Here is a 23396-nt window from a genome sequence, read left to right as displayed (position 1 = left end):
TTTCTTTCCCTTCCTCAAATACGCGGACAACGTCGGTCTTTTGTACTACAACGATGGAGCTTCTGCATAGTTCGAAGTGCTCTTCGCAATACGATGCATTCCAGCCACCTAGAGACTAGACGGGAACGTAAAGCAAAGTGGCCTAAACTATACGCCCATCCTTCATTTTGACGATCCTGTCCGCATACGAAGCGGCGTCTGCGTCATGAGTAATCATCAAAATCGTCTGTCCCAGACGGCGATTCAGGTCCTTTATCAGCTTCAGAACAGCCGCCGAATTTTCGCTGTCCAGATTGCCCGTAGGCTCGTCAGCCAGCAGAATCGCGGGTGAGTTCACAATTCCTCGTGCAATCGCCACCCTTTGTTGCTGCCCCCCGGAGAGCGCACGAGGTTTGTGCTTCATTCTGTCAGCGATCCCGAGCAGGCCGAGAATCTCTTGAAACCCAGGGTCGAACGCCACATCCCGGCCGCCAATGTACTGAACGATCCGGATATTGTCTTCGGCAGAGAGTGTCGGCAGCAGGTTGTACTTCTGAAAGACAAACCCCACCGTGGTCTTGCGAAGCTCCGTCCGTTCGGCATTCGTCATACCCGCCAAATCGCGGCCATTGAGCTGCACCGTCCCGGATGTCATCGGCGTCAGCCCGCCGAGAATGTGAAATAGCGTCGACTTACCCGAGCCTGAGGCGCCAATAATCGCAACGAATTCGCCCTTCCGTATCTCCAGATCGACGCCTCGCAGCGCATGCACCGCGACCTCGCCCACCTGGTACGTCTTCGTCAAACCTCGAACTTCGATAATCGGCGGCTCACTCATACGACAGAGCCTCCGTTACATCCTGCTTCACCGCTTTGACCCCAGGAACGATCGCACCCAGCAGCGCTCCCACAACCGCAATGCCCGTTGCAATCGGCCACCAGTCATACACCGTCTCCTGCACCAGGCTGGCCGGTACCGCATGTTTCATGAGCCACTGCGTTCCATAGGTCAGGACAATGCCGACTACCGACCCCAGCAGCGCCAGCAATAATGTCTCTCGAAACAAGATATTTAAAATCAGCCCTGAAGACCCGCCCACCGCCTTCAAAATCCCAATCTCCCTCGTTCGCTCCAGCACTGCCGTGTACATCGCCATAAACACCACGATGAAGCCGACGATCACCGCAACTCCAATCACGACCCCGATAAAGCTCTTCAGCATTCCAACATTGCTGATGGAAAGCATCGAAGTGAACTCTTCCATCGTATAAATCTGATACCCGTGATACTTGACCCGCAGCGCATCGACCACCGCCTGAGCATTGCGCGGGTCGTCTACCTTGATAAATATCTGGCTGAGATGGCCCGGATTTCCAGTCAAAGTCTGCAGCATCTGCAGCTTCACGCAGATGCGTGAAAGCTTCCCTGACTCGGTGATTCCGACCAGCTTCCAATCGTGATTGACCAGATTCAGGGTGTCGCCGATATGAAGCTTTTTCTGCTGGGCATAGTACTCATCCACAATCACGTCGTCATCGTTAACCAGCGGACCACCCTTCAGATAGTGAAATCCTCCGTTCAACTTTCGGAAATCGTCAAGGTCGAGCCCAGTCATCGCATCGAACCCGGACAAAGGCTGAACCATCGTTCCCATCGCAAACGTGACGTGAGGCTCCTTCATCAGCAGCGCAGGAATTTTGTCGCTCATCGGAGCCGAGCTCAGCCCAATCGCCGAAGACCCCGGCGGTCGAAACCAAACATCAGCGCCTACCCCACGTGCTCTCTGCGCGGATTGGTCGAGCGTGCCATGGCTGACCCCGACCAACGTCAGGATCATCGTCACCTCGACGGCGATAGCAAGCACGCTCAGCAGCGTTCGGACCGGCCTGTGACCAAGATTGGCGAATATGAGTTTATTAAGCAAGATCAGATTCTAATTGAAATCCAGGAGGGCACAAATAGAGGATAGACAGAGCGTTGAGGATGCCACACCCTAACTCAAAATCTGCATCGGCGAGCGAACACTGGGTCGGATTTATCCCCGGAACCACAAAACTTCAGGCGGCTGGACACGTAGGTCCGCCGCCTGAAGGAGAGCTTTCTTCCGAAATTTACTGTCCCGCTTCGACCCGAGGTGTAATCAGACCGATATTGTCTACTCCAGCCTGGTGACCGAAGTCGATAACCTCAGCAACTTTGCTGAAATCGAGATCTTTATCGCCCTTGACGAACATAACCTTCTCTTGCCGTGTCGCAAAAATCTCGGCAAGCTTGGGTTCGAGGTCAGCCTTGTTGAACGAGTTATCGTTGATCTTATACGCCGGCGCCGCGGCACCGTTCGACAACACCTGCACTACGATCGTCCGGTCATTCTCCGGCTCATCGTGATGCTCCTTGGGCGGTTGAGGAACCAGCGTCTCCAGGCCTCGAGGTGTCACCGGCACGATGACCATGAAAATGATCAGCAGCACCAGAAGAACGTCGATAAGCGGGGTTACGTTGATCTCAGAAACCGCTCCGCCAGTATTTCCACCACCCATTCCCATAGCAATCTCCTCGAGATACTCCTGCCGCTCCAGTAATTGCGAGTCCGGCACCCTGCATGACTACTTCTTCGTTGTTGTCGATCCGGTATCGTCGGTTCTTTCGGTGAGCAGACCAAGCTGGCTCACGCCGGCCGACCGGATTCCATCAACCGCATCCATTACCTTGCCGTAGTTGGCGCGAATGTCAGCGCGCATAAAAACTTCTTTGCTGGTCTTGTTCTCAAGCTTCGCTGCGATCTTAGGGCCAAGATCATCGAGCGTTACCTGGTCGCCGCCAAGAAATGTCCTGCCATCGCGCGTCACAGCGACAACGACAGCATCTTCCTTATTGGCATCTTCCATCACCACCGCGGCGTCAGCCTTCGGCAGGTCCACGTTGACCTTGTTGTTCAGCATGGGGGTGATGACCATGAAGATGATCAACAGCACCAGCATCACGTCCACCATCGGCGTCACGTTGATGTTGGAGTTGACCTTCTTGCCTTCATCCCGCTTATTGATACCCATAACGTATGCTCCGTCCGGTTGCTGTATTTACTCTCCCCGCGTATCTGTCCAGCCTCCGGACGCTGTTCGCTGGCAACGTCCGGAGCTGATCAGTTGTGATTCCCGCAGAGTACTGATGATCGTCTTACGCTTTCAGGACCGAAGCCTTACCGATGGCTCTGCTTGATGAAGTAGTCGACCAGTTCGCTCGAGCTGTTGTCCATCTCGACATCGAACGCCTCAACCTTACCGGTAAAGTAGTTGAACGTCATAACGGCGGGGATGGCGACGAGCAAACCGAAAGCGGTCGTTACGAGAGCTTCCGAGATACCGCCGGCAACTGCGCCGATACCAGAGGTCTTCTGGGTTGCGATCTGTTGGAAGGCGTTCAAAATACCGACGACAGTACCGAACAGTCCGATAAACGGTGCCGTCGAACCGATCGTGGCGAGACCGCCCAGGCCGCGCTTCAGCTTGGCATGAACGATGGCTTCCGAACGCTCGAGCGCACGCTTGGAGCTCTCAACCTGCTCCTCAGTGATCGTGCCGCCCGAACCAAAGCTACGGAACTCCTGCAGGCCAGCCGTAACAACCTCGGCAAGGTGCGACTTCTTGGAGCGGTCTGCAACCTTGATCGCCTCATCCAGACGGCCATCCTTCAACGCGCCTGCAACCTTCGGAGCAAACTCACGGGACTGCTTACGGGCAGCAGAGAAGTAGAGAGCCCGGTCGATGATCACAGCGAGAGACCAGATCGACATGATGAAAAGAAGAATGACGACGCAACGAGCCAGCCAGCCCATGTTGGACCAGAGACCCATAACACTGAAGCTAACCTGCGCCTCTTCAAAGTACAGGGCGAGGGAAGCAGGAACGTGAGCGAAAGTTGTTGCGAGATGAGCGAGAATCACTGGAATATTTCCTCCTGATAGGAACTCTAACTTTCAGAATCTTGACCCGGGAATCCCCCAAAAGTTCGACACCCTTGGAAGACCCGCGAGAGACGTTATTGCGAAATCAGCCCCGGTCTAGCCGCCGCCGAAGTTGAAGTTGACAGTGATCTGGGTATCTACCTCGGTGGGCTCGCCGTTCAGAAAATACGGCTTATACCGCCATCCTTGAACTGCCGAGACCGCCGCAGACCGAAGCATCTCTGGACCGCTGACAACCTCGAGTTTTTCAATGGTGCCCGACTTCGAGATCACCGCATGCAGAACCACAGCACCAGAGACGTGAGCAGCCCTTGCGATCGGCGGATAGACAGGATTCTGTCCCGAAAGCTTGTTACCGGCGACAACGCCGCTCGAGACGCGCTGGGGACCTTTTGGCGGAGCAACTTTGACAACCGGCGTCGGCGCATTGCCGATACCGCCCATCACGCCACCAGGAACTCCGCTTCCGCTACCCATGCCCGCCATACCGGCAACTCCGGCGACCTGCGGCGGAGGTGCAGCATCTTCCTTCAGCATCTTGATGTCTTTAGGAATTTTGGTTGGTGCGTGCAGCCCCTGATCGATCTCCGACACCATCTTGATCGGCTTGACGATCTGCTGCGGCGGCGGAGGGGGTGGAGGGGGAGGTGGTGGAGGCGGCGCTGTTAGCATCGCAGTCATTGCCGTCTTCGGCAAGGCCTCCGGATACAGCAGCGGAATAAGGATCATGGTTGCCAGGATCGCGCCATTGAAGATAAAGGTCCCAATCATCCAGTACTTGGACTTGGTCTTGATCTGGCCACCGGATTCCATCAACGAGGATTCGAACATATGCAGCCTCTTTACTGTGAAGAAGAGCTATTTTTCTTTAGACACCACGTTGTTGCATTTTGTTCCCGGCTACTTCTTTTTGTTCCCGGACTATTACATCGGCAGAAGAACCGATCCCTACACCTTGGCGCGCTTACCCGCAGGTAACGTCACCGATTTGCCCTTGCTCACTCGCCAGTCCTGGTACGCCACCAGCATCGGTGCCGCAACAGCGATCGACGAATAGGTCCCAATCAAAATTCCAACGACGAGCGCGAAGGAAAACCCATGCAGCACTTCGCCGCCAAACAGGTACAACGACAGCACCGTCAGAAACGTCAGTCCCGACGAGATCACAGTTCGACTCAGAGTCTGATTGATACTCCGATTGACGACATCATGCAACGACTCTCTCCGCGACAGCGCCAGATTCTCGCGGATACGATCGAAGACGACGATCGTGTCGTTCATCGAGTAACCAATCAACGTTAGGATGGCAGCGATAACGGTAAGGGTTATCTCCTGGTTCGTCAAACTGAACGCACCCACGGTGATCAGCGTGTCGTGGAACACCGCCACCACCGCCGCCACACCATAGATCAGCTCAAACCGGAACCAGAGATAGATCAGCATTCCAATCAGCGAATACAACGTCGCGAGCCAAGCCTGCTTCTGCAGCTGCTTGCCTGCCGTAGGACCAACGATCTCAACCTGCTCAACGGTAAACTTCGAGTCGTGATAGTTGGCATTCAGCGCATTCTCCACGCTCTGCCGTCCGGCGTCGTGCGACTGATCCGTCGCCGTCGACTCAGGCAACGCGATAATCACCTTGTTCGCCGCGTGTCCGCTGGGGTCGCTCACCCGCTGGATCCGCGCATCATGAACACCGGCACGATCCATCGCCTGGCGAATATGATCCTCATTCGGCGACTGGTCGAACGCCACCCGCACCTGCGTCCCGCCTTTGAAGTCGACGCCCAGCGGAATGTGGTGCCAGAACAGAATGCTCAGCACTCCGAGAACAGAAAAAATCAGGGAAAACCCAAGGAAGTACCACTTCTTCCCGAGCCAATCGATATTCGTTGTACGAAACAGTTCCACGCTCTTAAACCCTCAGCGGCGCCTCCAAAGGCTTCCGCAATCTCTCGAAAAATCTAAATAGACAGAGCCGCGCCGCGTTCCTTCTTCTGAAGAATTGCGTCAAAGATCACGCGCGATACCAGCACTGCAGTGAACAGGTTGGCGAACAGACCAAAGGCCAGCGTTATCGCAAACCCACGCACCGGACCCGAACCAAACAGGAACAGGATCATCGCCGAAACGATCGTCGTCACGTGAGTATCGATGATCGTCACCCACGCATGCGCAAACCCCTGCTGCACCGCCGCGGCAGCCGTCTTGCCAGCCCTCAGCTCTTCGCGGATGCGCTCAAAGATCAGCACATTTGAGTCCACGCCCATACCAATCGTCAGAATCACACCCGCAATTCCAGGCAGCGTCAACGTCGATCCTGTATATCCCATGAACCCAAGCAGAATCACCAGGTTCAGAATCAGCGCCAGATCCGCGTTAATCCCCGCCCCACGGTAGTAAATCAGCATGAAGATCATGACTGCGAGCATGCCGGCAATCGCCGCGACGATACCCTGATGAATCGACGCAGCACCCAGGCTCGGCCCAACCGTACGCGTCTCAAGATAAGAGATCGAAGCCGGCAGCGCGCCCGTGCGCAACATCAGAGAGAGATCGTTCGCCTGCTGCTGCGTAAACGCGCCGGTAATCTCTCCACTGTCGCGGATCGCCGACTGAATCCCTGCCACCTCGCGAACCTTGTTATCCAGCACAATCGCCATCGATCCCGGCGTCGCGCTCGAAGCCGTATGCGCCTGCGTGTAGTTGTAGAAGCGGTTCCCGGCCTCGGTCGTCAGGTTGAAGCGGATATTCGGCCGACCATTCTGGTCCTGCCCCGGCTGCGCATCGCGGAAGTCCGTTCCTTCCACTTCACTCACTCGCTTCAGCAGCCAGATCTGATCCGGCGCCCCAGCAGAACCGGTGCCATGCACCAGCATCGAATCGGGAGGAATCACTCCGTTATTTGCCTGCAACGCAGCCTGATCCGTCTCGTAGGGTCCACCCGTGACAGCGTGGATCGAAAGCTTGGCAGTAGATTGAATAATCTCTTCCACTCGCGCCGGATCATCGACACCCGGCAGCTCCACCAGAATCTGATTCTCGCCCAGCCCGTACTTCTGAATCACCGGTTCACTAACGCCCAGTTTGTCGATGCGCTCGCGGATCGTCTCAATCGACGTATCCAGCGTTCTCGTCTCGAGGTCACGCACCGCGCCCAACTTCATCGTCAGCGTAGAGTTTCCATCGGCCGTAGTCGCAACGTCGTAATTTGCGTAATCACTACCCTGCAGCACGCCACGCGCATCGCTCAGCTTCGCAGCCGGAATCCCCGACACAATAATCGTCTGGGGCCGCGACGGGTCCGTCTTACCCACAGTCGCGCCGGTAACCCCGGCTTTCTGCAGGTCGGCCTCAAGCCGCGCCACATCCCGGTCCGTAGCCGAAGCAATCGCCTCAGCCACATGCACTTCGAGCACAAGGTGTGTTCCGCCCTTGAGGTCAAGTCCCAGGTGAATACGATCTTTGATCGACTGCGTGAGCCCGCCATGTGGAATGCCCACGATGCCGAAACAGAAGATCACCAATACCGCAACGATGAATGCCGATTTCCCGGCCAGATTCTTGCCCATGATCTTTATTGAAGGGTGCAGCCGCAGTCCCTGGCTTTCAGTCCCGCCGCCGCTATCCTTATTTCTTCCTCGTCCGTTGTTAACGGTTCAATCTCAACGTGCCTACAACTAAATATTGGTACTGCCTTTGAAATCTTCTCAGGCAGCCTGTTCGTCCGTCGTCACCGCGGCAATCGCGCTCTTGACGAACTCAAGCTTCACCCCGTCCGGCTGCACCCGCAGGACAACCACATCGTCCTTCACGGACAGCACCGTGCCGCGAATACCGCCATTGGTGGTCACACGGTCGCCAGTCTTCAACTGCCCCAGCATCTCCTGCCACTTTTTCTGCTTCCTCTGGTTCGGCGCGATCATCAAAAAATAAAGCGCCACAAAGAACAGTACCGGCAATGCAAGACTGCCCAGATTACCCAGTCCGCCCGCCGTATGCTGCAACCACATCGCAAACATCAAATAAAACTCCGTTCAACAACTCAATATCTCTGGCCCAGGCAGCAGCCCGACCGCAAACAGGCAGCCCAGCGCGCTCAACTGAACGCAACTTCGCTTACTCTGGAAAAAGAGTGCCTAGCCCCTAAGCATCGCGTAACCAACCCTGACTGTCAAGGCGAGCGCTTCGGCTTTGGCTTCGCCAAACGACGCTTCCACGCCATCTTCAAGGCCCCTTCCAGCACATCCGCGGTCACTGCATCCAGCCGTACACGAGTCGCTCCCCCACGTCCCCAGCCGCCAGGAACCGGCGAGAACACCTCCGACGCATCCTCCACAAGGCCCGCCTGCTCCTCCGGACTCAACATCAGAACGCCAAACCCTTCCTTTTCATAGGCAAGAGTACAAAAGATCTTCCCGCCCACGCGAAAGTCAGGATGCCCATGGTGCGACCCCTCCGAAGCCCCCGGCAGACTCAACGCAACCCGTCGATAATCTTTTGCCGTCACGCTCGACCTCCTCGAAAAACCGCCAACAGCTTACGCTCACGGCCCTAAATAATTCACCACGAGTCACTACTGATCTCACTCTCATAAACTGTCTCTACGCCTGCGTTTCGTAAACCAGGAACCGCGCAGAAGAATCGACAGAAGGAAATGCCGCATGCCTATCCCCGAAGACCTTGCCGCCATCGCTCGCCAGGAAGCAGAACTTCATTTCTCCAGCTTCGACTACGACACCGCCTGGCGTCTCGGCCAAAGCCTCCGCGAACTGGCCACCTCCCGCAACCAATCTCTCGTCATCGATATACGCCGCTTCGGCCAGCCCCACCAGCCGCTCTTCTACACTGCTCTCGCTGGCACGACCCCAGACAATCCCCGCTGGGTGCAGCGAAAATCGAACGTCGTCGCCCGCTTCCATCGCAGCTCCTACGCTATCGGCCTTGCGCTTGAGCAGACTAACCGCACCTTCAGCGAACGCTACAACCTCCCCGACGCCGACTACGCCGCTCACGGGGGCAGCTTTCCCATCCACGTCACCGGCACCGGAATCACCGGCTGCGTCACCGTCTCCGGCCTGCCCCAGCGCGAAGATCACAACCTCGTCATCGAAGCTCTCTGCCTCGAACTGAACCAAGATCACGTCTCCCTGCGCCTCCCCTAACCAATCCCTCACTCGCGCGATGCTCTAATAAAGCTTTGCCCGCAAAGCGTCGGCACGACGGGAGCATCGAAGCAATGTCGGATCGGTCTTACGCACTCACCCGGACACTCGCCTCCGTGTTCCTTATGGGTTGCCTTCTGCTCTTCGTCATCCGCACCTGGCATTGGCCGCTTATGGGCGACGCCGCTCTCATGCACTACATCGTCTTCCTCATGGATCGCGGCATGGCGCCCTACCGCGACATCGTCGACCCCAACATGCCTACTACCCTCCTGATCGAAGGTGCCGTCATGCATCTCTTCGGCGGCGACTCTCTCACCTGGCGACTCTTCGACCTCTTCCTCCTCGCCGTCTCAGCCACGGCCATGTTCGTCATCTGCAAACCTTACAGCCGCTTCGCCGCACTCTTCGCCGCATCCCTCTTCGCGCTCATCCACGGCCGCGACGGCCTCATCGAGCTAGGACAACGCGACCTCACCATGACCGCGTGCCTGCTCATCGCTTACGCCTTCCTCTTCACCGGCCTCAGAGCGCTCCCCACCCAAAAAACAAAGCCCTGGGTGACGGCGTTCTTCGGCATCTTTTGCGGAGTCGCCGCCACCATCAAACCCTCCGTCCTTTTCCTCGCACCAACGGTCCTTGTCTTCTCAGCCATCACACTAAGCCGAAGAAACCGCCCATTCCTCGCACACATGGTCAGTGGCCTTCTCGGAATGCTAATCCCCATCTTCCTGATCGTCGCCTGGCTTCATCACCAACACATCGTCTCCAACTTCCTCCAGACGCTCTCTCAACTCCTCCCTTACTTCCTTCTCCTCGGCGCACGATCCTATCCCCATCTCATCGTCCACAGCATCTCCTCCACCATGCTTCCCGTAGTCCTCCTCTGGCTTCCCATCGCCCTCCTGAAAAAAGACTGGATCACCTGGGAGCGCTCCGCACTTTTAGTCGGAGTCCTCTTCGGACTAGCCTCGTTTTACTTACAGAAAAAAGGCTTCCCCTACCATCGATACCCCTCCGAAGCATTCCTGCTTCTCCTCGCCGGAATCGACTTCACCACCATCCTCCAAATCAATCCAGTTCCCTCGGAACTTCGTCGCCGCGTCAGCAACAGGCTCCTGCCCGGGCTAGCAATGGCAGGCATCGTCGTCGGCGTCGCGTTCATCGGAGGTGGTTCAACCGCCCACGCCCTCTGGCAGGACTGGCACAATCAAGAGTTCGACACCATGCTCCGCGCCGACCTCAATCGCCTCGGCGGCCAGAGCCTCGCAAACCGCGTCCAATGCCTCGATATGGCCGACGGCTGCATCCCCACGCTCTACAACATGCGCCTCGTCCAGGCCACAGGCTACCTCTACGACTGCTACATGCTCTCCGCCCAACCAGGCCCAGAGCGCGACCACGCGCGCGAAGCCTTCTGGCAATCCATCACAAAGAATCCCCCCTCCGTCTTCGTCGTCTCAAGCAACGACTGCGACCCGCCGACCGCACGCCCCGCCTACGAATACAAAAAACTAAGCCGTTGGCCCCAGTTCAACGACTACCTGAACGCCAACTACCACCTCGACGTCGAACGCATCCCCCCACACATGGTCAACTCCGGCAGCAGCCCCTCAAAACCCCTCGGCTACCGAATCTACGTACAAAACGACCTCAAATAGTTACAGTTTCTCCCGCAAGTTCCCCTCTCACCCGTTCCATCGTATCCAGATAAAAAGCAATATTGTGCACGCTATTCAGCACCGCACTCAGCGGCTCGCCCGAAGCAAACAGATGCCGCAGATAAGCCCGCGTATACCGTCGGCACACCATGCACCCGCACGTCGCATCAATCGGCCCCTGATCCTCCGCATACTCCTTCTTCTTAATATTCAGCCTGCCCTCCGACGTAAACAGCAGCCCATGCCGCCCCGCCCGCGTAGGCAGCACGCAGTCCATCATGTCCACGCCCATCCGAGCATACTCTTCTATCTCATCCGGATACCCCACCCCCATCACATACCGCGGCTTATCCTTCGGCAGATGCTCAAGCGTCCGGGCAATCATCTCCCGCGTCACCTCCCTCGGCTCGCCCACGGCCAACCCCCCAATCGCATACCCCGGCAGATCCATCTCCACCAGCCGCTCCGCCGACTCCTTCCTCAAATCCGCATACATCCCACCCTGCACAATCCCAAACAGGCTCTGAGTCTTCCCATCCCTCTCCTCAAACCAGGGCACCAGATGCTTCGTCGCCTCAAAATGATCCTTCGACCGCTGCGCCCAGGCATGCGTCAGACCCATCGACTCCCGCGTCCGCTCCCACGTCGCAGGAGTCTCAACGCACTCATCGAAGACCATCGCAATATCCGCCCCCAACGCAATCTGCACATCCATCGAGTGCTCCGGCGAAAAGAAGTGCTTGCTCCCATCCAGGTGCGACCGAAACTCCACCCCATCCGGCGTGATCTTCCGCAGCTTACTCAAACTAAAAACCTGAAACCCACCCGAATCAGTCAGCATCGGCCGCTCCCAGCTCATAAACCGATGCACCCCACCCATGCGCCGCACCAGCTCATGCCCCGGCCGCAAATACAAATGATAGGTATTGGCCAGAATGATCTGCGCCCCCTTCCCGCCCGCACCAATCTCCTCGAGCAGACTCTGCGGCACAGCCTTCACGCTCGCCGCCGTCCCTACTGGCATAAAAACCGGCGTCTCCACCACCCCATGCGGCAGCCTCAAACGCCCCCTGCGCCCCCCACCCTCAGCAGTTCTATCTATTTCAAATGAAAATCCCATTGCTTCGATTGTATGAGCCTGCCCATCTCACTGTCCTTCGCGCACCTACCCAGCGTCCGCAGTTTGTCACACTCCATTAATTCATCTGCCATTCACTTTTTATTCACAAAGCCAGCTATTCCTACGCCTAACAATAGGGAGCACCGCATCTCTACCACTTTTGAGGCCTTACTAAAATGATTCGGAAACTTCTAGCGCTCTCGTTGACCACGACCCTCATTCTCAGCGGCTGCGGCCAGGGCACGGTCAGCACGCCTGCTGGCAACGGCAACGCCAACACGACCCCGCCGCCCGCCCCCCCCACGCCGACCACGGCTCAGGCAGCCATCAAGCACATCGTCGTCATCTACGGTGAGAACATCTCGTTCGACCACTACTTCGGCACCTATCCCAATGCGGCCAACACCGGCGGAACACCCTTCACAGCAGCAACCGGCACCCCGATTCCGAACAACTACATCTCGAATCCGAACCTGCTCACTGCCAATCCGAACCTCAACGGCGCCAACAACAGCACAGCCACCAGCACAGTGCAGAATTCAGTAGCCGCGAACCCCTTCCGCCTTGGTCCCAACCAGGCCGCCACCAATGACCAGGATCACAACTACAATCCTGAGCAGCTGGCGTTCGATAACGGCAAGATGGACCTGTTCCCATACTCGGTCGGAACCCCGAACAGCCCCACTCTGACCAACCAGACGGCTGCTCCTAGCATCGCCAATACAACTGCGCTCACCATGGGTTACTACGACGGCAACACCGTCACGGCGATGTGGAACTATGCGCAGCACTATGCCTTGAACGACCACTCCTTCGGTTCGACCTTCGGACCCTCCACCCCCGGCGCCATCAACCTCATCTCCGGCCAGACCAACGGCGTCATCAATCAAGTGGGCACCACCGGCGCAGTCATTCCCGACGGCCAGGGCGGCTTTACGGACATCAACGATGCAGACCCAGGCAACGACGTCTGCTCCTCGACGAGCGAGTACTTCAACATGACCGGCAAAAACATCGGCGACCTGTTGAACGCCGCCGGCGTCTCCTGGGGCTGGTTCCAGGGCGGCTTCAATCTCTCTATCACCAACACCAGCGCCAACGGAGTCATCGCCTCCGGTACCGGATGCCTTCCGAACGAAGCAACCGGCAGCCGCGCAACCGGTGCCGTCAACATCCCCGGCAATCCTCTCAAGTCGGACTACATTCCCCACCACCAGCCCTTCCAGTACTACGCCAGCACCGCCAACCCAACTCACATCCGTCCAGCCTCCGTTGCAGCTATCGGAACCGCGGCCGATACCGGTGCTTCCACCGCCAACCACCAGTACGACACCTTGGACTTCAACGCAGCTCTCAAAGCTGGAAACATGCCAGCCGTCAGCTTCCTGAAGGCTCCCGGCTACCAGGACGGTCACGCTGGTTACTCTGATCCTCTCGATGAGCAGACCTTCGTTGTCAACGAGATCAATGCCATCGAGTCTTCGCCCTTCTGGGCCAACACCGCCATCATCATCGCCTATGACGACTCCGACGGTTGGTACGATCACCTCAACGACTTCGTCAACGGCTCCCAGACCAGCTCCGACGCAGCCTTCTGCAACGGCTCTGCTCCAGCCCTTTCCGGTCCTAACTCCAACGGTCAGCCTGTTCAGGGCCGCTGCGGTCATGGTCCCCGTCTCCCCCTCCTCGTCATCTCACCCTGGGTGAAGAAGAACTACGTCGATAACACCCCAACCGATCAGGCCTCCATCACACGCTTTATCGAGGATGTCTTCCTGAGCAGTGCTCGCATCGGTGGCGGATCCTACGACGCTTCCGCCGGAACTCTCATGAACATGTTCAACTTCACGAGCAACGTCGCGCCGAATCCCAACGTCGTTCTCCTCAACCCGACTACCGGTGCCGTCACCTCAGGCAACTAACCCGAGGTTTCACAGTGCGTTCATAAACAAGCCATAAACTCAAAGGACGCACCCTGTATTTCAGGGTGCGTCCTTTTCCATTTCCAGCCTGCATCATTCCACTCATTTGGAGATAAGTTTGTCCCCCACCCGCCGCACCATACTCCAGCAGCTCTCCGCGCTCGGAGCCCTCACCACCCCACCTCTCGCTCTCGCCAGCCGTCTCCTGCAGAATCGCGATTCAGGCATGTCCATGCCCGGCATGGCATCTACCCCGCCATCCGACAAGCCCGCAATCAACGGCTACTCCCTCACTCCCTTCGTCGACGAGCTCCCTCTCTTCGAGCGCGCCAAGCCAGTCTCCTCCCTCCATCCGCACAACTTCCGCATCACCATGCGCGAGATTCACGCTAAGGCCCATCGCGATATTCCCTCTACCCGCATGTGGAGCTACGGAGACACCCCCCTCGCCCCCCTCATCGATGTCCGCGCTCACCAGCCGCTTCAAGTCGAATGGGTCAACCAGCTCCCCACCCAGCACTTCCTTCCCATCGATCACTCTCTTCACGGCTGCGGTCATGACGTCCCCGACGTCCGCACCTGCGTCCATCTCCACGGAGGCCGCACCCCGTCCAAAGACGATGGCTTCCCGGAAGACTGGTTCGTCCCCGGAAAGTCCCACATCGCCACCTATCCCCTCCAACAGGAAGCCACCGCGCTCTGGTATCACGATCACGCCATGGGTCTCAATCGTCTCAACTCCTACGCTGGCCTCTTCGGCGTGGTGCTCCTACGCGACGACGCCGAGGACGCGCTCAACCTTCCCTCCGGCAAATACGAAGTCCCGCTTTTGATCTACGACCGCCAGTTCACCACCGACGGCCAGCTCTACTATCCCGACTCCGGCGACCCCGAACACCCCTGGGTATCCGAGTTCGGCGGAAGCTGCATCCTCCTCAATGGCAAGATGCGCCCCTTCTTCGAAGTCGAGCCTCGCCTCTACCGCTTCCGCCTCCTCAACAGCGCCAACAGCAGCTTCTTCAACCTGACCCTCACCAATCGCCAGCCATTCCATCAAATCGGCAGCGATCAGGGGCTGCTCCCTGCGCCCGTCAAGATGACCAATCTTCTCATCGCCCCAGCCGAACGCGCCGATCTCTTGATCGACTTCTCTCAGGCAGCCGGTCAGAAGATTCACCTCATCAACGGCGCCGTCCAGATCCTGGAATTCCGTGTCGCCGCCAAACCCGGCCAAGCCTCGCAACCCTCCAAAACTTCGCGGCTCGCAAATGGAATCTCTACCTCGGATTCCATCCCCTCCACACTACGCACCGTAGACCGAATCCCCGAATCTGCCGCCACAGTCACACGCACGGTTACCCTCCACGAATACTTCGACAAAATCGGCAACTCCATGCTCATGCTGCTCAACAACAAGCATTGGCACGAGCCCGTCACCGAAACCCCAAAGCTCAACTCCACCGAGATCTGGGAGTTCATCAACCTCACCGAAGACACCCACCCCATGCACCTGCATCTCGTTCGCTTCCAGATTCTCGATCGCCGTGTCTTCGACGTCTTCAAATATCAAAATAATCAGGGAACACGCTATCTCGCGGCGGCTACCCCTCCCGACCTCAATGAACAAGGCTGGAAGGACACCGTCCACTGTCCCCCCGCCACGATCACCCGCATCATCGTCCGCTTCGACGGCTACCCCGGCAAATACCTCTATCACTGCCACATCCTCGAGCACGAAGCCAACGACATGATGCGCCCCTTCGAAGTCATCGCCTGAGAAACGCTGTCAAGCCCCCATTCACACCAAACCCGCTCCAGTCGCGGGAAATCGTGTGGCACATTAGTTTCACCTCGTCCCGTAAAATGAATGAAGAGGAAGCTTGGGACCCGAATACGCTCGGTGCTCCAGCTATCTTGCACATAACAAGTATTTTGCGGACAACTCCTTTTGTTTCAATATTTTGCCGGGCAGGGTGCACTGTAGGTCACTGATAAGAGAGGACTTCCCTGCAAAATACCCTCTCGCGTGGGGGGGGAGGGGTACCGCAGTGAATGTCCTGCCGGACGGGCCCACTACGCGTGGTGCGGCCACTTCGTGGCGGGTATACCTTAACTGCTCCCCAAAGCAATCCAGCGTAGTCTAAAACCCAAGGAGATCGCGCTATGCTAAGGAGAGACTTCCTTCGCCGCTCGACCCGCACCCTGGGAGCCACTCTTCTCGCCCGGTCCGCCATCGCTCGCGCCGCACTTCTCGAACCGGACCCTCTCCCCCAGAAATTTCACGCACAGGACGAGGTGATCCTCGGCAAAACCGGCATCCGCACCACCCGTCTCGCCATGGGAACTGGCACCATCGGCTTCGGCGGCTCCTCCAATCAAACCCGTCTCGGCACCTCTCCACTCACCAGACTCCTCCTCGACGGCTACAACGACAACGGCCTCCGCTTCTTCGACTCCGCCGACTCCTACGGCAGCCATCCCTACGTCGCCGAAGCCCTCAAACATATCCCCCGCGACAAGGTAGTCGTCCTCACTAAAACCGACACTCGCGACGCCGCCGGTGTCCGCGCCGACCTCGACCGCTTCCGCAAAGAGCTGGGCGTCGAATACATCGACATCGTTCTCATCCACTGCGTCACCGAAGGCGACTGGACCACACGCTACCGCGGAGTCATGGACGTCCTCTCCGAAGCCAAGCAAAAAGGAGTCATCCGCGCCCACGGCGTCTCCTGCCACAGCCTTCCAGCCCTCAAAGCCGCAGCAGCCTCCCCGTGGGTCGAAGTCGATCTCGTCCGGCTCAATCCCATCGGCTCCCATATGGACGCAGACCCCGCCACCGTCATCAGCGTGATCAAGCAGATGCGCGCACAAGGGAAGGGAATCATCGGCATGAAGATCCTCGGCCAAGGCGACCTCCGCGACAAACCAGCAGAAGCCATCCGCTACGCCTTGGGCACCGGAGTCCTCGACGCCTTCACCATCGGCGCCGAATCCAAAAGAGAACAGGACAATCTCATCCAACGCGTAGCCGCCGCCTGACACCAGGCAAGCTCACTACCGCTCGAGCATCTCCACGGCCTGCGCCACGCTGATGTCCGGCGCCAGTCGCTGAAACTCGCTGTGGATCATATGCTCGTTCCGGCCAATCTCTTTAAACAACATCGCCTTTCCTTCAATCGCGGTATTCACCGTCGCGTCCTTCCAATCTCCACCTGGTTCCATCTCATGCGTAGTATTGAAACCGCTACCGGCGTGCACCGTCCCGAGCAACCCATACCCCAGACTCACATCCGAAGGAGTCTTTCCTTCAATCCTGTGTAACTGCAACGTCCTCTGATCCACCAGAATCGTTCCCGACATTGCATGCAACACACGCTCCTCCAATGACTGCGTCTTGTACGCAGGATCAGGTCGAAACCCAATCTCCAGGTCGCTCCCATCAACCCGAGGGTCGTTAAACAGGAATGCCTTTCCCAGCAGTGTCAGCATCTGTTCTGCATGGTCTTCGTCGCTTTTCGTCGCCTGCGCCCGCCGCTGAAACTCCTCAGGGTGCAACTCAATCTGCGCCAGCTTTGCTCTCTCTAGCGTCGCGCGATCTGCGCCCAGTGGCTTGCCATCTTCAGCCAGCAACAGCCTCACCTTACCCACCGAGGTCTCCACCACGCGCTCTCGCCACAGATGCCCGCCTGTCCGCTCCGACCGCTCTTCCGAAAGATACATATAGAGATTGCGATGCTGCGCCGGATCACTCTCATGGGTCAGCATCGACTCCACAACCTGTTTCGCCGCATTCGAGCTCTGGGCGCCCAGACTCCCAGCGCCCAGCAGACAGAGCGACACCATCACTCCAGCAACAAAACGCAATAACCTGTCATCCCTTAACCTGTACGACACAAAACTCAATAGGGACACCCCGCATCAGTAAAGCACGCCGACAACACAATTCTGGTCAAGTCAAACAACCTCCATTACAGACGCGATCGCCACTACACAAGACTCACCCACAGCAGATAGCGCCGAAATATCCAATAAATCGCAATAGAACTCACGTAGACTGCCATCAATCGCATGGCTGAGTCGCCTCAAAATCCGCCGCCTCAAAACACAACACCCGATCCTCTGATGACCGAGCCCGAGCTCGTCTCCTCCGACCTCACCGCCAACGCCACTCTCCCACCCGCCCCACCCTCAGGCCGTCGCGCCGCAGCCACGTTCATCTTCTTCACCGTCGCACTCGACATGCTCGCCCTCGGCATGATCGCCCCGGTCCTGCCCCGCCTCATCGAAGGCTTTCTCCACGGCGACACCTCCTCAGCCGCCCGTATGCTCGGCCTCTTCGGCACTGTCTTCGCCGCCATGCAGTTCTTCTTCTCCCCCATCGCCGGCTCTCTCTCCGACCGCTTCGGCCGTCGCCCCGTTGTCCTGCTCTCCAACTTCGGCCTCGGCCTCGACTACGTCCTCATGGCCTGGGCTCCCGCTCTCAACTGGCTCTTCCTCGGCCGCATCATCTCCGGCCTCACCTCCTCCAGCATCCCCACCGCGATGGCTTACATGGCTGACGTCACACCACGCGAGCGCCGCGCCGCAGCCTTCGGCATGTTGAACGCCGCCTTCGGACTTGGCTTCGTTCTCGGTCCCGCCATCGGCGGCCTGCTCGGCAACATCAACCCTCGCCTGCCCTTCTGGGCCGCCGCAGCCCTCTCTCTCATCAACGGTCTCTACGGCCTCTTCGTCCTGCCCGAATCCCTCTCCAAACAAAACCGCAGCCCCTTCTCCTGGGCACGTGCCAACCCTGTCGGCTCGCTCACCCTCCTCCGCCACGGCGGCATGATCGGTATCGCCGCCGTCCTTCTGCTCGGCTACATCGCCCAGCAGGTCCTCATGAACGTCTACGTCATCTACGACGACTATCGCTACCACTGGACCAACCGCACCGTCGGCCTCTCGCTTGCCGTGGTAGGGATCTTCACCGTCATCTACGGCGCATTCCTCATCAAACCCGTCGTAGCCAAATTAGGCGAGCGCGGCGCCATGACCATAGGCCTCATCGGCGGAGCTCTCGGCTACTCCATGATCGGCTCTTCCAAAACCGGCCTCCTCGTATGGATCGCCATCCCCTTCCTTAATCTCATGTCTTTCACCTGGCCCTCCGCTCAAAGTCTTCTCTCCCGCAAAACCAGCCCCTCCGAACAAGGCCAGCTTCAGGGAGCCATCAACGGCCTGCGCGGCATCGCCGGACTTCTCGGCCCCGGCTTCTTCACCTACATCTTCAGCAAATCCATCGGCATCGGCGCCATCGTCCGCACCCCTGGCGCACCTTTCTACGTCGCCGCGTCCATGCTCCTCATCGGCCTCATCCTCACGCAGTACGTCACCCGCATCCCTAAGGCCGTGCTGCAACCCTGATTGCCGGCCGAATCCAAATCTCCACGCATCACTTTCCACAAGCGCCGCATCGAACAGCCGTATTCGTAAGAATTGAGAACCCTCACCGCCTGGGTACGGCGACGCTGGCCTTCCGTCTCCAGTCGAGCCGGTAAGTGCTTTTCAACCACGGCTGCAAGTTCAACCAGGAGGATCTATGGCAACGTCAGTCGCAGTAGGAACCATGAAGGTAGCGCAAATTCCCAAGCCCAAAACTGATTTCGAGATCGTCGAGCGTGAGATCCCGAAACCCGGCGCAGGACACGTCCGCATCAAAGTGCAGGCCTGTGGCGTCTGCCACAGTGACGCCCTCACCGTAGAAGGTTCTTGGCCTGGCATTGAGTATCCCCGCGTTCCAGGACACGAAGTGGCAGGCGTCGTCGATGAACTGGGTGACGGCGTCTCCGCGTGGAAGAAGGGCCAGCGTGTCGGCGTCGGCTGGCACGGCGGTCACGATCATACGTGCTCCGAATGCCGGCGCGGGGATTTTGGCAACTGCAAAAATATGAAGATTCCAGGCATCAGCTATGACGGCGGATACCAGCAGTACATGGTAGCCCCCGAGGAGGCGCTGGTCGCAATACCCGACAGCCTGAGCGACGTTGAAGCAGCGCCCCTCCTTTGCGCCGGAATCACCACCTACAACGCGCTGCGGCATAGCGGTGCTCTCCCCGGCGACCTCGTCGCGGTGCAGGGAATCGGCGGTCTGGGTCACCTCGGAATCCAATTCGCAAACAAGTCTGGCTATAAGGTCGCAGCCATCGGGCGCGGTCCGGAAAACGAGCCGCTTGCAAAGAAGCTTGGCGCAACTTTTTACATCGACAGCAAAGCGACGAAGGCAGCCGGGGAGTTGCAAAAGCTCGGCGGAGCAAAGGTGATTATCGCAACAGCACCAGACTCGAAGTCAATAAGCGAGTTGATCGACGGTCTCGGGCCAAACGGCAAGCTCGTCGTGATCGGTGTGTCATTTGATCCCATTGAGGTCTCGCCAGTACAACTCATCAGCGGTCAGAAATCCATTCAGGGATGGGCCTCAGGAGTTCCGTCCGACTCCGAAGACACCCTGCGCTTCTCCGAACTGACCGGCGTCCGTCCCATGATCGAAACCTATCCATTGGAAAAAGCAGCCGAAGCTTACGCACGAATGATGAGTGGCCATGCACAGTTCCGCGTCGTTCTCACTATGAGTTAACCAACGCAGGAAACATCAGTACAGCTCCGCTCGATCGTCATGTCGCGAAGCCTGGGCGATACCCAGCAACGCCCCACGTCGCCCCGGAGCCCCCGCGAGTGCTGTCTGAAACTCCTTTAACGCAAGCTCGCGTTGTTCCTGCTGCAGAAGCAAATCTCCAAGCTGTTCACGGGCAGGCAGAATCGGTCCCGGAGTCACCGGCTGCTTTTCGACGGCGTCCTCCTGGTCGGCTGCGGCGCGCAGCAACACCAACGCTTGATGCGGATCGCCACCAGCTTGTGCGGACCACGCCATGACTTCGCTCGCCAAAACTCCGGTCTGGGTGGACCAATAGGTATCACCCGAAGCGCGAAGCTGCGCCTCGATCTGCCGCAGTCGATCCACATCCTCGCGTGCGTCCTTCACATGCCCGGTCCGTGCTAGTCCCATTCCCTTAGACCACACCGCGATCGCGACAACCGAAGGCGGTGCGCCTGTTGGGACGCCAGTACTTGCGGCGTCCTTCCATCGGCCTCGCTCAACCGCGTAGCGGATAGGAATAGCAGTAGCAGCATAGGCTATTCCGAACCTACTCATATCCAGATTCGGCATCGCCTTCATGTCCTGAACGAGCTGCCTGACCTCTTTGTCACTTCCCGTCTGCAGATAGGCATAGACCAGATAGTCCATCGCGTGCAGCTCATCCAGCATATCGCCATGCTGGTGCGCGGCCTGCCTTGAGGCCAGATTGGACGCGATGGAGTCGTTCCACAAACCCAGCCTGGTAAAGATGTGCGATGGCATATGCAACGCATGGGGTGCCGACGGAGCAATCTGCGCGTAGGCTCTCGCCGCAGGCAGACCACGCTCTGCAAGCTCCTGACTGTCACAGGCGTGGATAAGATAGTGAGCGATTCCTGGATGGTTTGGGTACTCGCGGTTCAGCGGCTCCAGAAGATCGATTGCCTGCTTTTGCTTGGCGTGCGTTTTATCGGTCGGAGATGCATTGGCCAGAAGAGCCAGCGCATAAAACACCTGTGACTCAACATCCTTGTCATTCTTCCGAGCGACCTCCGTCATCGCCTGTTCGTAGGCAACGGTACGCATGCTCGGGGTGAGACTGTCGGATTCTTGATAGAGCGCGCCAAGCGCATGGATGAACCCCCGCTCCCGGTCAGACTTTGCGCTCAGACGCGTCGCCTCGAGCATCTCCTCTTGTCCCGCAGGAAACACTGAAAGCGGTAGGTTCGGGGACCAAACCTGATGAAAATAGGTCATGGCCACGCCCCAAAGCGCCATGCCACATTGCGGATCTATTCTGGCTATACCGCGAAATGTTTGTTCCGCAGAAGCGTAGGCGAAGGAGTGCAGCAGAGCTACGCCGCGGTTGAACTCTTCCTGCACCGAAGGCGCGCACGAGATCGGAAACGATACCTCTCCCAATCTTTCGGGGATGCCGTGGTCGTGCATCTCCTGCGCCGACGACAGGGATGCGACCAACAAAAGGCTCACCGGCACGAGGCGGAGACGAAGCATACTTACCTCTCACAACGTATCTGAAATGTAGACGAAATTTTCACGTCGGCACCTCACTCGCATCACTTCTTCAACGACTTCACCAGCTGTTTCCAATCCAGCTCAGTCTGGTCTGCATAAGCTTCCGCAAACGCCGCAACTGCTTCATCAAACCGAGGCGACGTCCCCAGATATCCGGCTACCATCGCACTATCTCCCGCCCGAGCATGACCTCGCGCCAGCATCTCGCCGCAAACTCCCGCATACTCCAGCAATCCAGCCGACTTCAAATTCTCCAATTGAATCGAAGCCTTGTGATCGTTCAACTGCCTCACCAGATAATCCCTGCCTTCCATCGTCGTCCATCCCAGAAACGGATCCGACTGCAACTGCATCGCGCGCTCCCCATTCACCACTCTCTGTCCGTGATGCTGCCTTGCTTTCCTCCCCTTCAACTCACCGGCCACGTACGGCGCATACCCCGACGCGACCTCCTCCTTCACCTGCAGAAAAAGAGGATCCTTCCCACCCCTGCCCTCCATATAAATCACGTAATCCCGCAGCCCCACCGACCCCGTCCCCACAACCTTGAAGGCCACATCCATCGGCGTGTACTGCGCCAGAAAGTGTCTTCTCTCCGGCTGCAGGCTATGGGCATACAGCGTCAGCGCATCCACCACCTGCTCTGCCACACCTCCTGTCAACCGCTTCAAGTTCGGCGGAATCGTCCGGAACACTCGCTGCGGCCGCTCCACCGGCTTCGCAACTTTGCTCTTCTTCACGCCCTTCTTCACAACAGACTTTTGCTTCTCCACTTCGGTCAGCGTCAGTAGCGTATGCCTGGGCGTAGCTCGCTCCGCCATCTGCAAAATCCCCGCCACCGGCGACACCTGTCCCAGCCGATGCACCTGGTACCGCGCCACCTCCAGAACCGGCATCTTCGCGAACATATGCATCTTCATCCGATACTGCTCCAGAAACACTCTCGCAGCTTCCCTGCAGTGCAGGCTCTTCGCTCCCGCCCCACGTCCCGCCAGCACCAGACTCGTCGCCATCCGTTTCACGTCCCACTCGAACGGCGCCACAATCGTCTCGTCAAAATCATTAATATCGAAGACCAGCCGTCCATCCGGCGCCGCGAATGCTCCCAGGTTCCTTACATGCGCATCGCCGCAAAGCTGATTGCAGATCCCCGTGTTCGGCACCAGCGACAGGTCGTACGCCATCACCGGCACTGCCCCGCGAAAATATCCAAACGGCGACGCCGCCATCAACTGGTTCTTCAATGCCACCAGCGCAGGAACGCGTCCGCGCGTCGACACCTCCAGCAGCTTCAGCGGACTTTCCTTCCGCTGCTTCGCGGTCCACGTCCGATGATGCATACGCCGCATCTGTTTCCGCCGTTGCTGTCCAAAAACAAAACTCTCCTTCGCACTCACCGTTCGCATACTCTCCATCGTCACTCCTCCACAAA

The 23396-nt window shown here is 58.0% G+C and carries 21 protein-coding genes; 7 read left to right on the top strand and 14 right to left on the bottom strand.

What is annotated here, in order from left to right; all coding sequences use genetic code 11:
- Positions 1-142: 142 nt before the first annotated feature.
- The 10 genes from RBB76_RS10600 to RBB76_RS10555 all read right to left on the bottom strand — a co-directional run bounded on the left by RBB76_RS10600 (position 143) and on the right by RBB76_RS10555 (position 8454).
- The gene (locus RBB76_RS10600; RefSeq protein ID WP_429632235.1) at positions 143-817 is read right to left on the bottom strand and encodes an ABC transporter ATP-binding protein; all 675 of its coding nucleotides are present in this window, start codon (positions 815-817) and stop codon (positions 143-145) included.
- Positions 810-1904 (bottom strand): ABC transporter permease, encoded by a 1095-nt coding sequence (locus RBB76_RS10595; protein WP_429632233.1) that lies wholly within the window; start codon positions 1902-1904, stop codon positions 810-812. The genes RBB76_RS10600 and RBB76_RS10595 overlap by 8 nt, the downstream gene beginning before the upstream one ends.
- 187 nt (positions 1905-2091) lie before the next feature.
- Complete coding sequence (locus RBB76_RS10590) at positions 2092-2526, bottom strand: ExbD/TolR family protein (protein WP_353064533.1); 435 nt, start codon at positions 2524-2526, stop codon at positions 2092-2094.
- 60 nt (positions 2527-2586) lie between these two features.
- Entirely contained in the window at positions 2587-3033 is a 447-nt protein-coding gene (locus tag RBB76_RS10585) for an ExbD/TolR family protein (RefSeq protein WP_429632231.1), read from the bottom strand.
- A 146-nt stretch (positions 3034-3179) separates the two neighbouring features.
- Positions 3180-3923: a MotA/TolQ/ExbB proton channel family protein gene (locus RBB76_RS10580; protein WP_353064535.1), complete on the bottom strand. Its 744-nt coding sequence runs from the start codon at positions 3921-3923 to the stop codon at positions 3180-3182.
- A gap of 117 nt (positions 3924-4040) precedes the next feature.
- Positions 4041-4775: an energy transducer TonB gene (locus RBB76_RS10575; RefSeq protein WP_429632228.1), complete on the bottom strand. Its 735-nt coding sequence runs from the start codon at positions 4773-4775 to the stop codon at positions 4041-4043.
- A gap of 117 nt (positions 4776-4892) precedes the next feature.
- A complete protein-coding gene (gene secF / locus RBB76_RS10570; protein WP_429632226.1) occupies positions 4893-5855 on the bottom strand; it encodes a protein translocase subunit SecF in 963 nt (320 codons plus the stop codon).
- Between the two features lie 53 nt (positions 5856-5908).
- Positions 5909-7516: a protein translocase subunit SecD gene (gene secD / locus RBB76_RS10565; protein WP_429632224.1), complete on the bottom strand. Its 1608-nt coding sequence runs from the start codon at positions 7514-7516 to the stop codon at positions 5909-5911.
- A 138-nt stretch (positions 7517-7654) separates the two neighbouring features.
- A complete protein-coding gene (yajC, locus tag RBB76_RS10560) occupies positions 7655-7966 on the bottom strand; it encodes a preprotein translocase subunit YajC (RefSeq protein ID WP_429632222.1) in 312 nt (103 codons plus the stop codon).
- 152 nt (positions 7967-8118) lie between these two features.
- Positions 8119-8454 (bottom strand): MmcQ/YjbR family DNA-binding protein, encoded by a 336-nt coding sequence (locus tag RBB76_RS10555; RefSeq protein WP_429632220.1) that lies wholly within the window; start codon positions 8452-8454, stop codon positions 8119-8121.
- A gap of 154 nt (positions 8455-8608) precedes the next feature.
- On the opposite strand from RBB76_RS10555, the gene RBB76_RS10550 reads away from it, so the two are divergent.
- Both RBB76_RS10550 and RBB76_RS10545 read left to right on the top strand, forming a co-directional pair.
- Positions 8609-9109, top strand: a complete 501-nt coding sequence (locus RBB76_RS10550) for a heme-degrading domain-containing protein (protein ID WP_429632218.1) — start codon at positions 8609-8611, stop codon at positions 9107-9109.
- A gap of 74 nt (positions 9110-9183) precedes the next feature.
- Positions 9184-10770: a hypothetical protein gene (locus RBB76_RS10545; protein ID WP_429632216.1), complete on the top strand. Its 1587-nt coding sequence runs from the start codon at positions 9184-9186 to the stop codon at positions 10768-10770.
- Here the strand turns inward: RBB76_RS10545 and tgt are convergent.
- Positions 10763-11890 (bottom strand): tRNA guanosine(34) transglycosylase Tgt, encoded by a 1128-nt coding sequence (tgt, locus tag RBB76_RS10540; protein ID WP_429632214.1) that lies wholly within the window; start codon positions 11888-11890, stop codon positions 10763-10765. The genes RBB76_RS10545 and tgt overlap by 8 nt on opposite strands.
- Positions 11891-12066: 176 nt before the next feature.
- Between tgt and RBB76_RS10535 the strand changes: the two genes are divergently transcribed.
- The 3 genes from RBB76_RS10535 (at position 12067) to RBB76_RS10525 (ending at position 16851) form a co-directional block, all read left to right on the top strand.
- Positions 12067-13812, top strand: a complete 1746-nt coding sequence (locus tag RBB76_RS10535; RefSeq protein ID WP_429632212.1) for a phospholipase C — start codon at positions 12067-12069, stop codon at positions 13810-13812.
- Between the two features lie 118 nt (positions 13813-13930).
- Positions 13931-15589, top strand: a complete 1659-nt coding sequence (locus tag RBB76_RS10530) for a multicopper oxidase family protein (RefSeq protein WP_429632210.1) — start codon at positions 13931-13933, stop codon at positions 15587-15589.
- Between the two features lie 386 nt (positions 15590-15975).
- Positions 15976-16851 (top strand): aldo/keto reductase, encoded by an 876-nt coding sequence (locus RBB76_RS10525; RefSeq protein WP_429632208.1) that lies wholly within the window; start codon positions 15976-15978, stop codon positions 16849-16851.
- Positions 16852-16866: 15 nt separating this feature from the next.
- Here RBB76_RS10525 and RBB76_RS10520 read toward each other — a convergent pair whose 3' ends face one another.
- A complete protein-coding gene (locus tag RBB76_RS10520; protein WP_429632206.1) occupies positions 16867-17676 on the bottom strand; it encodes a hypothetical protein in 810 nt (269 codons plus the stop codon).
- Positions 17677-17880: 204 nt separating this feature from the next.
- Between RBB76_RS10520 and RBB76_RS10515 the strand changes: the two genes are divergently transcribed.
- On the top strand, positions 17881-19218 hold the full coding sequence (locus tag RBB76_RS10515; protein WP_429632204.1) for a TCR/Tet family MFS transporter: 1338 nt from the start codon (positions 17881-17883) through the stop codon (positions 19216-19218).
- A 175-nt stretch (positions 19219-19393) separates the two neighbouring features.
- Positions 19394-20428 (top strand): alcohol dehydrogenase, encoded by a 1035-nt coding sequence (locus RBB76_RS10510; RefSeq protein WP_429632202.1) that lies wholly within the window; start codon positions 19394-19396, stop codon positions 20426-20428.
- Positions 20429-20443: 15 nt separating this feature from the next.
- Here the strand turns inward: RBB76_RS10510 and RBB76_RS10505 are convergent, their stop codons facing one another.
- Both RBB76_RS10505 and RBB76_RS10500 read right to left on the bottom strand, forming a co-directional pair.
- Positions 20444-21943: a hypothetical protein gene (locus RBB76_RS10505; protein ID WP_429632201.1), complete on the bottom strand. Its 1500-nt coding sequence runs from the start codon at positions 21941-21943 to the stop codon at positions 20444-20446.
- Positions 21944-22005: 62 nt separating this feature from the next.
- A complete protein-coding gene (locus RBB76_RS10500; protein WP_429632199.1) occupies positions 22006-23379 on the bottom strand; it encodes a DUF2252 domain-containing protein in 1374 nt (457 codons plus the stop codon).
- Positions 23380-23396: the final 17 nt, after the last annotated feature.

The sequence above is a fragment of the Tunturiibacter psychrotolerans genome, assembly GCF_051013365.1.
In the GTDB taxonomy this organism is placed as follows: Bacteria; Acidobacteriota; Terriglobia; order Terriglobales; family Acidobacteriaceae; genus Edaphobacter; species Edaphobacter psychrotolerans_A.
This window is presented reverse-complemented; position numbering and strand designations above follow the sequence as displayed.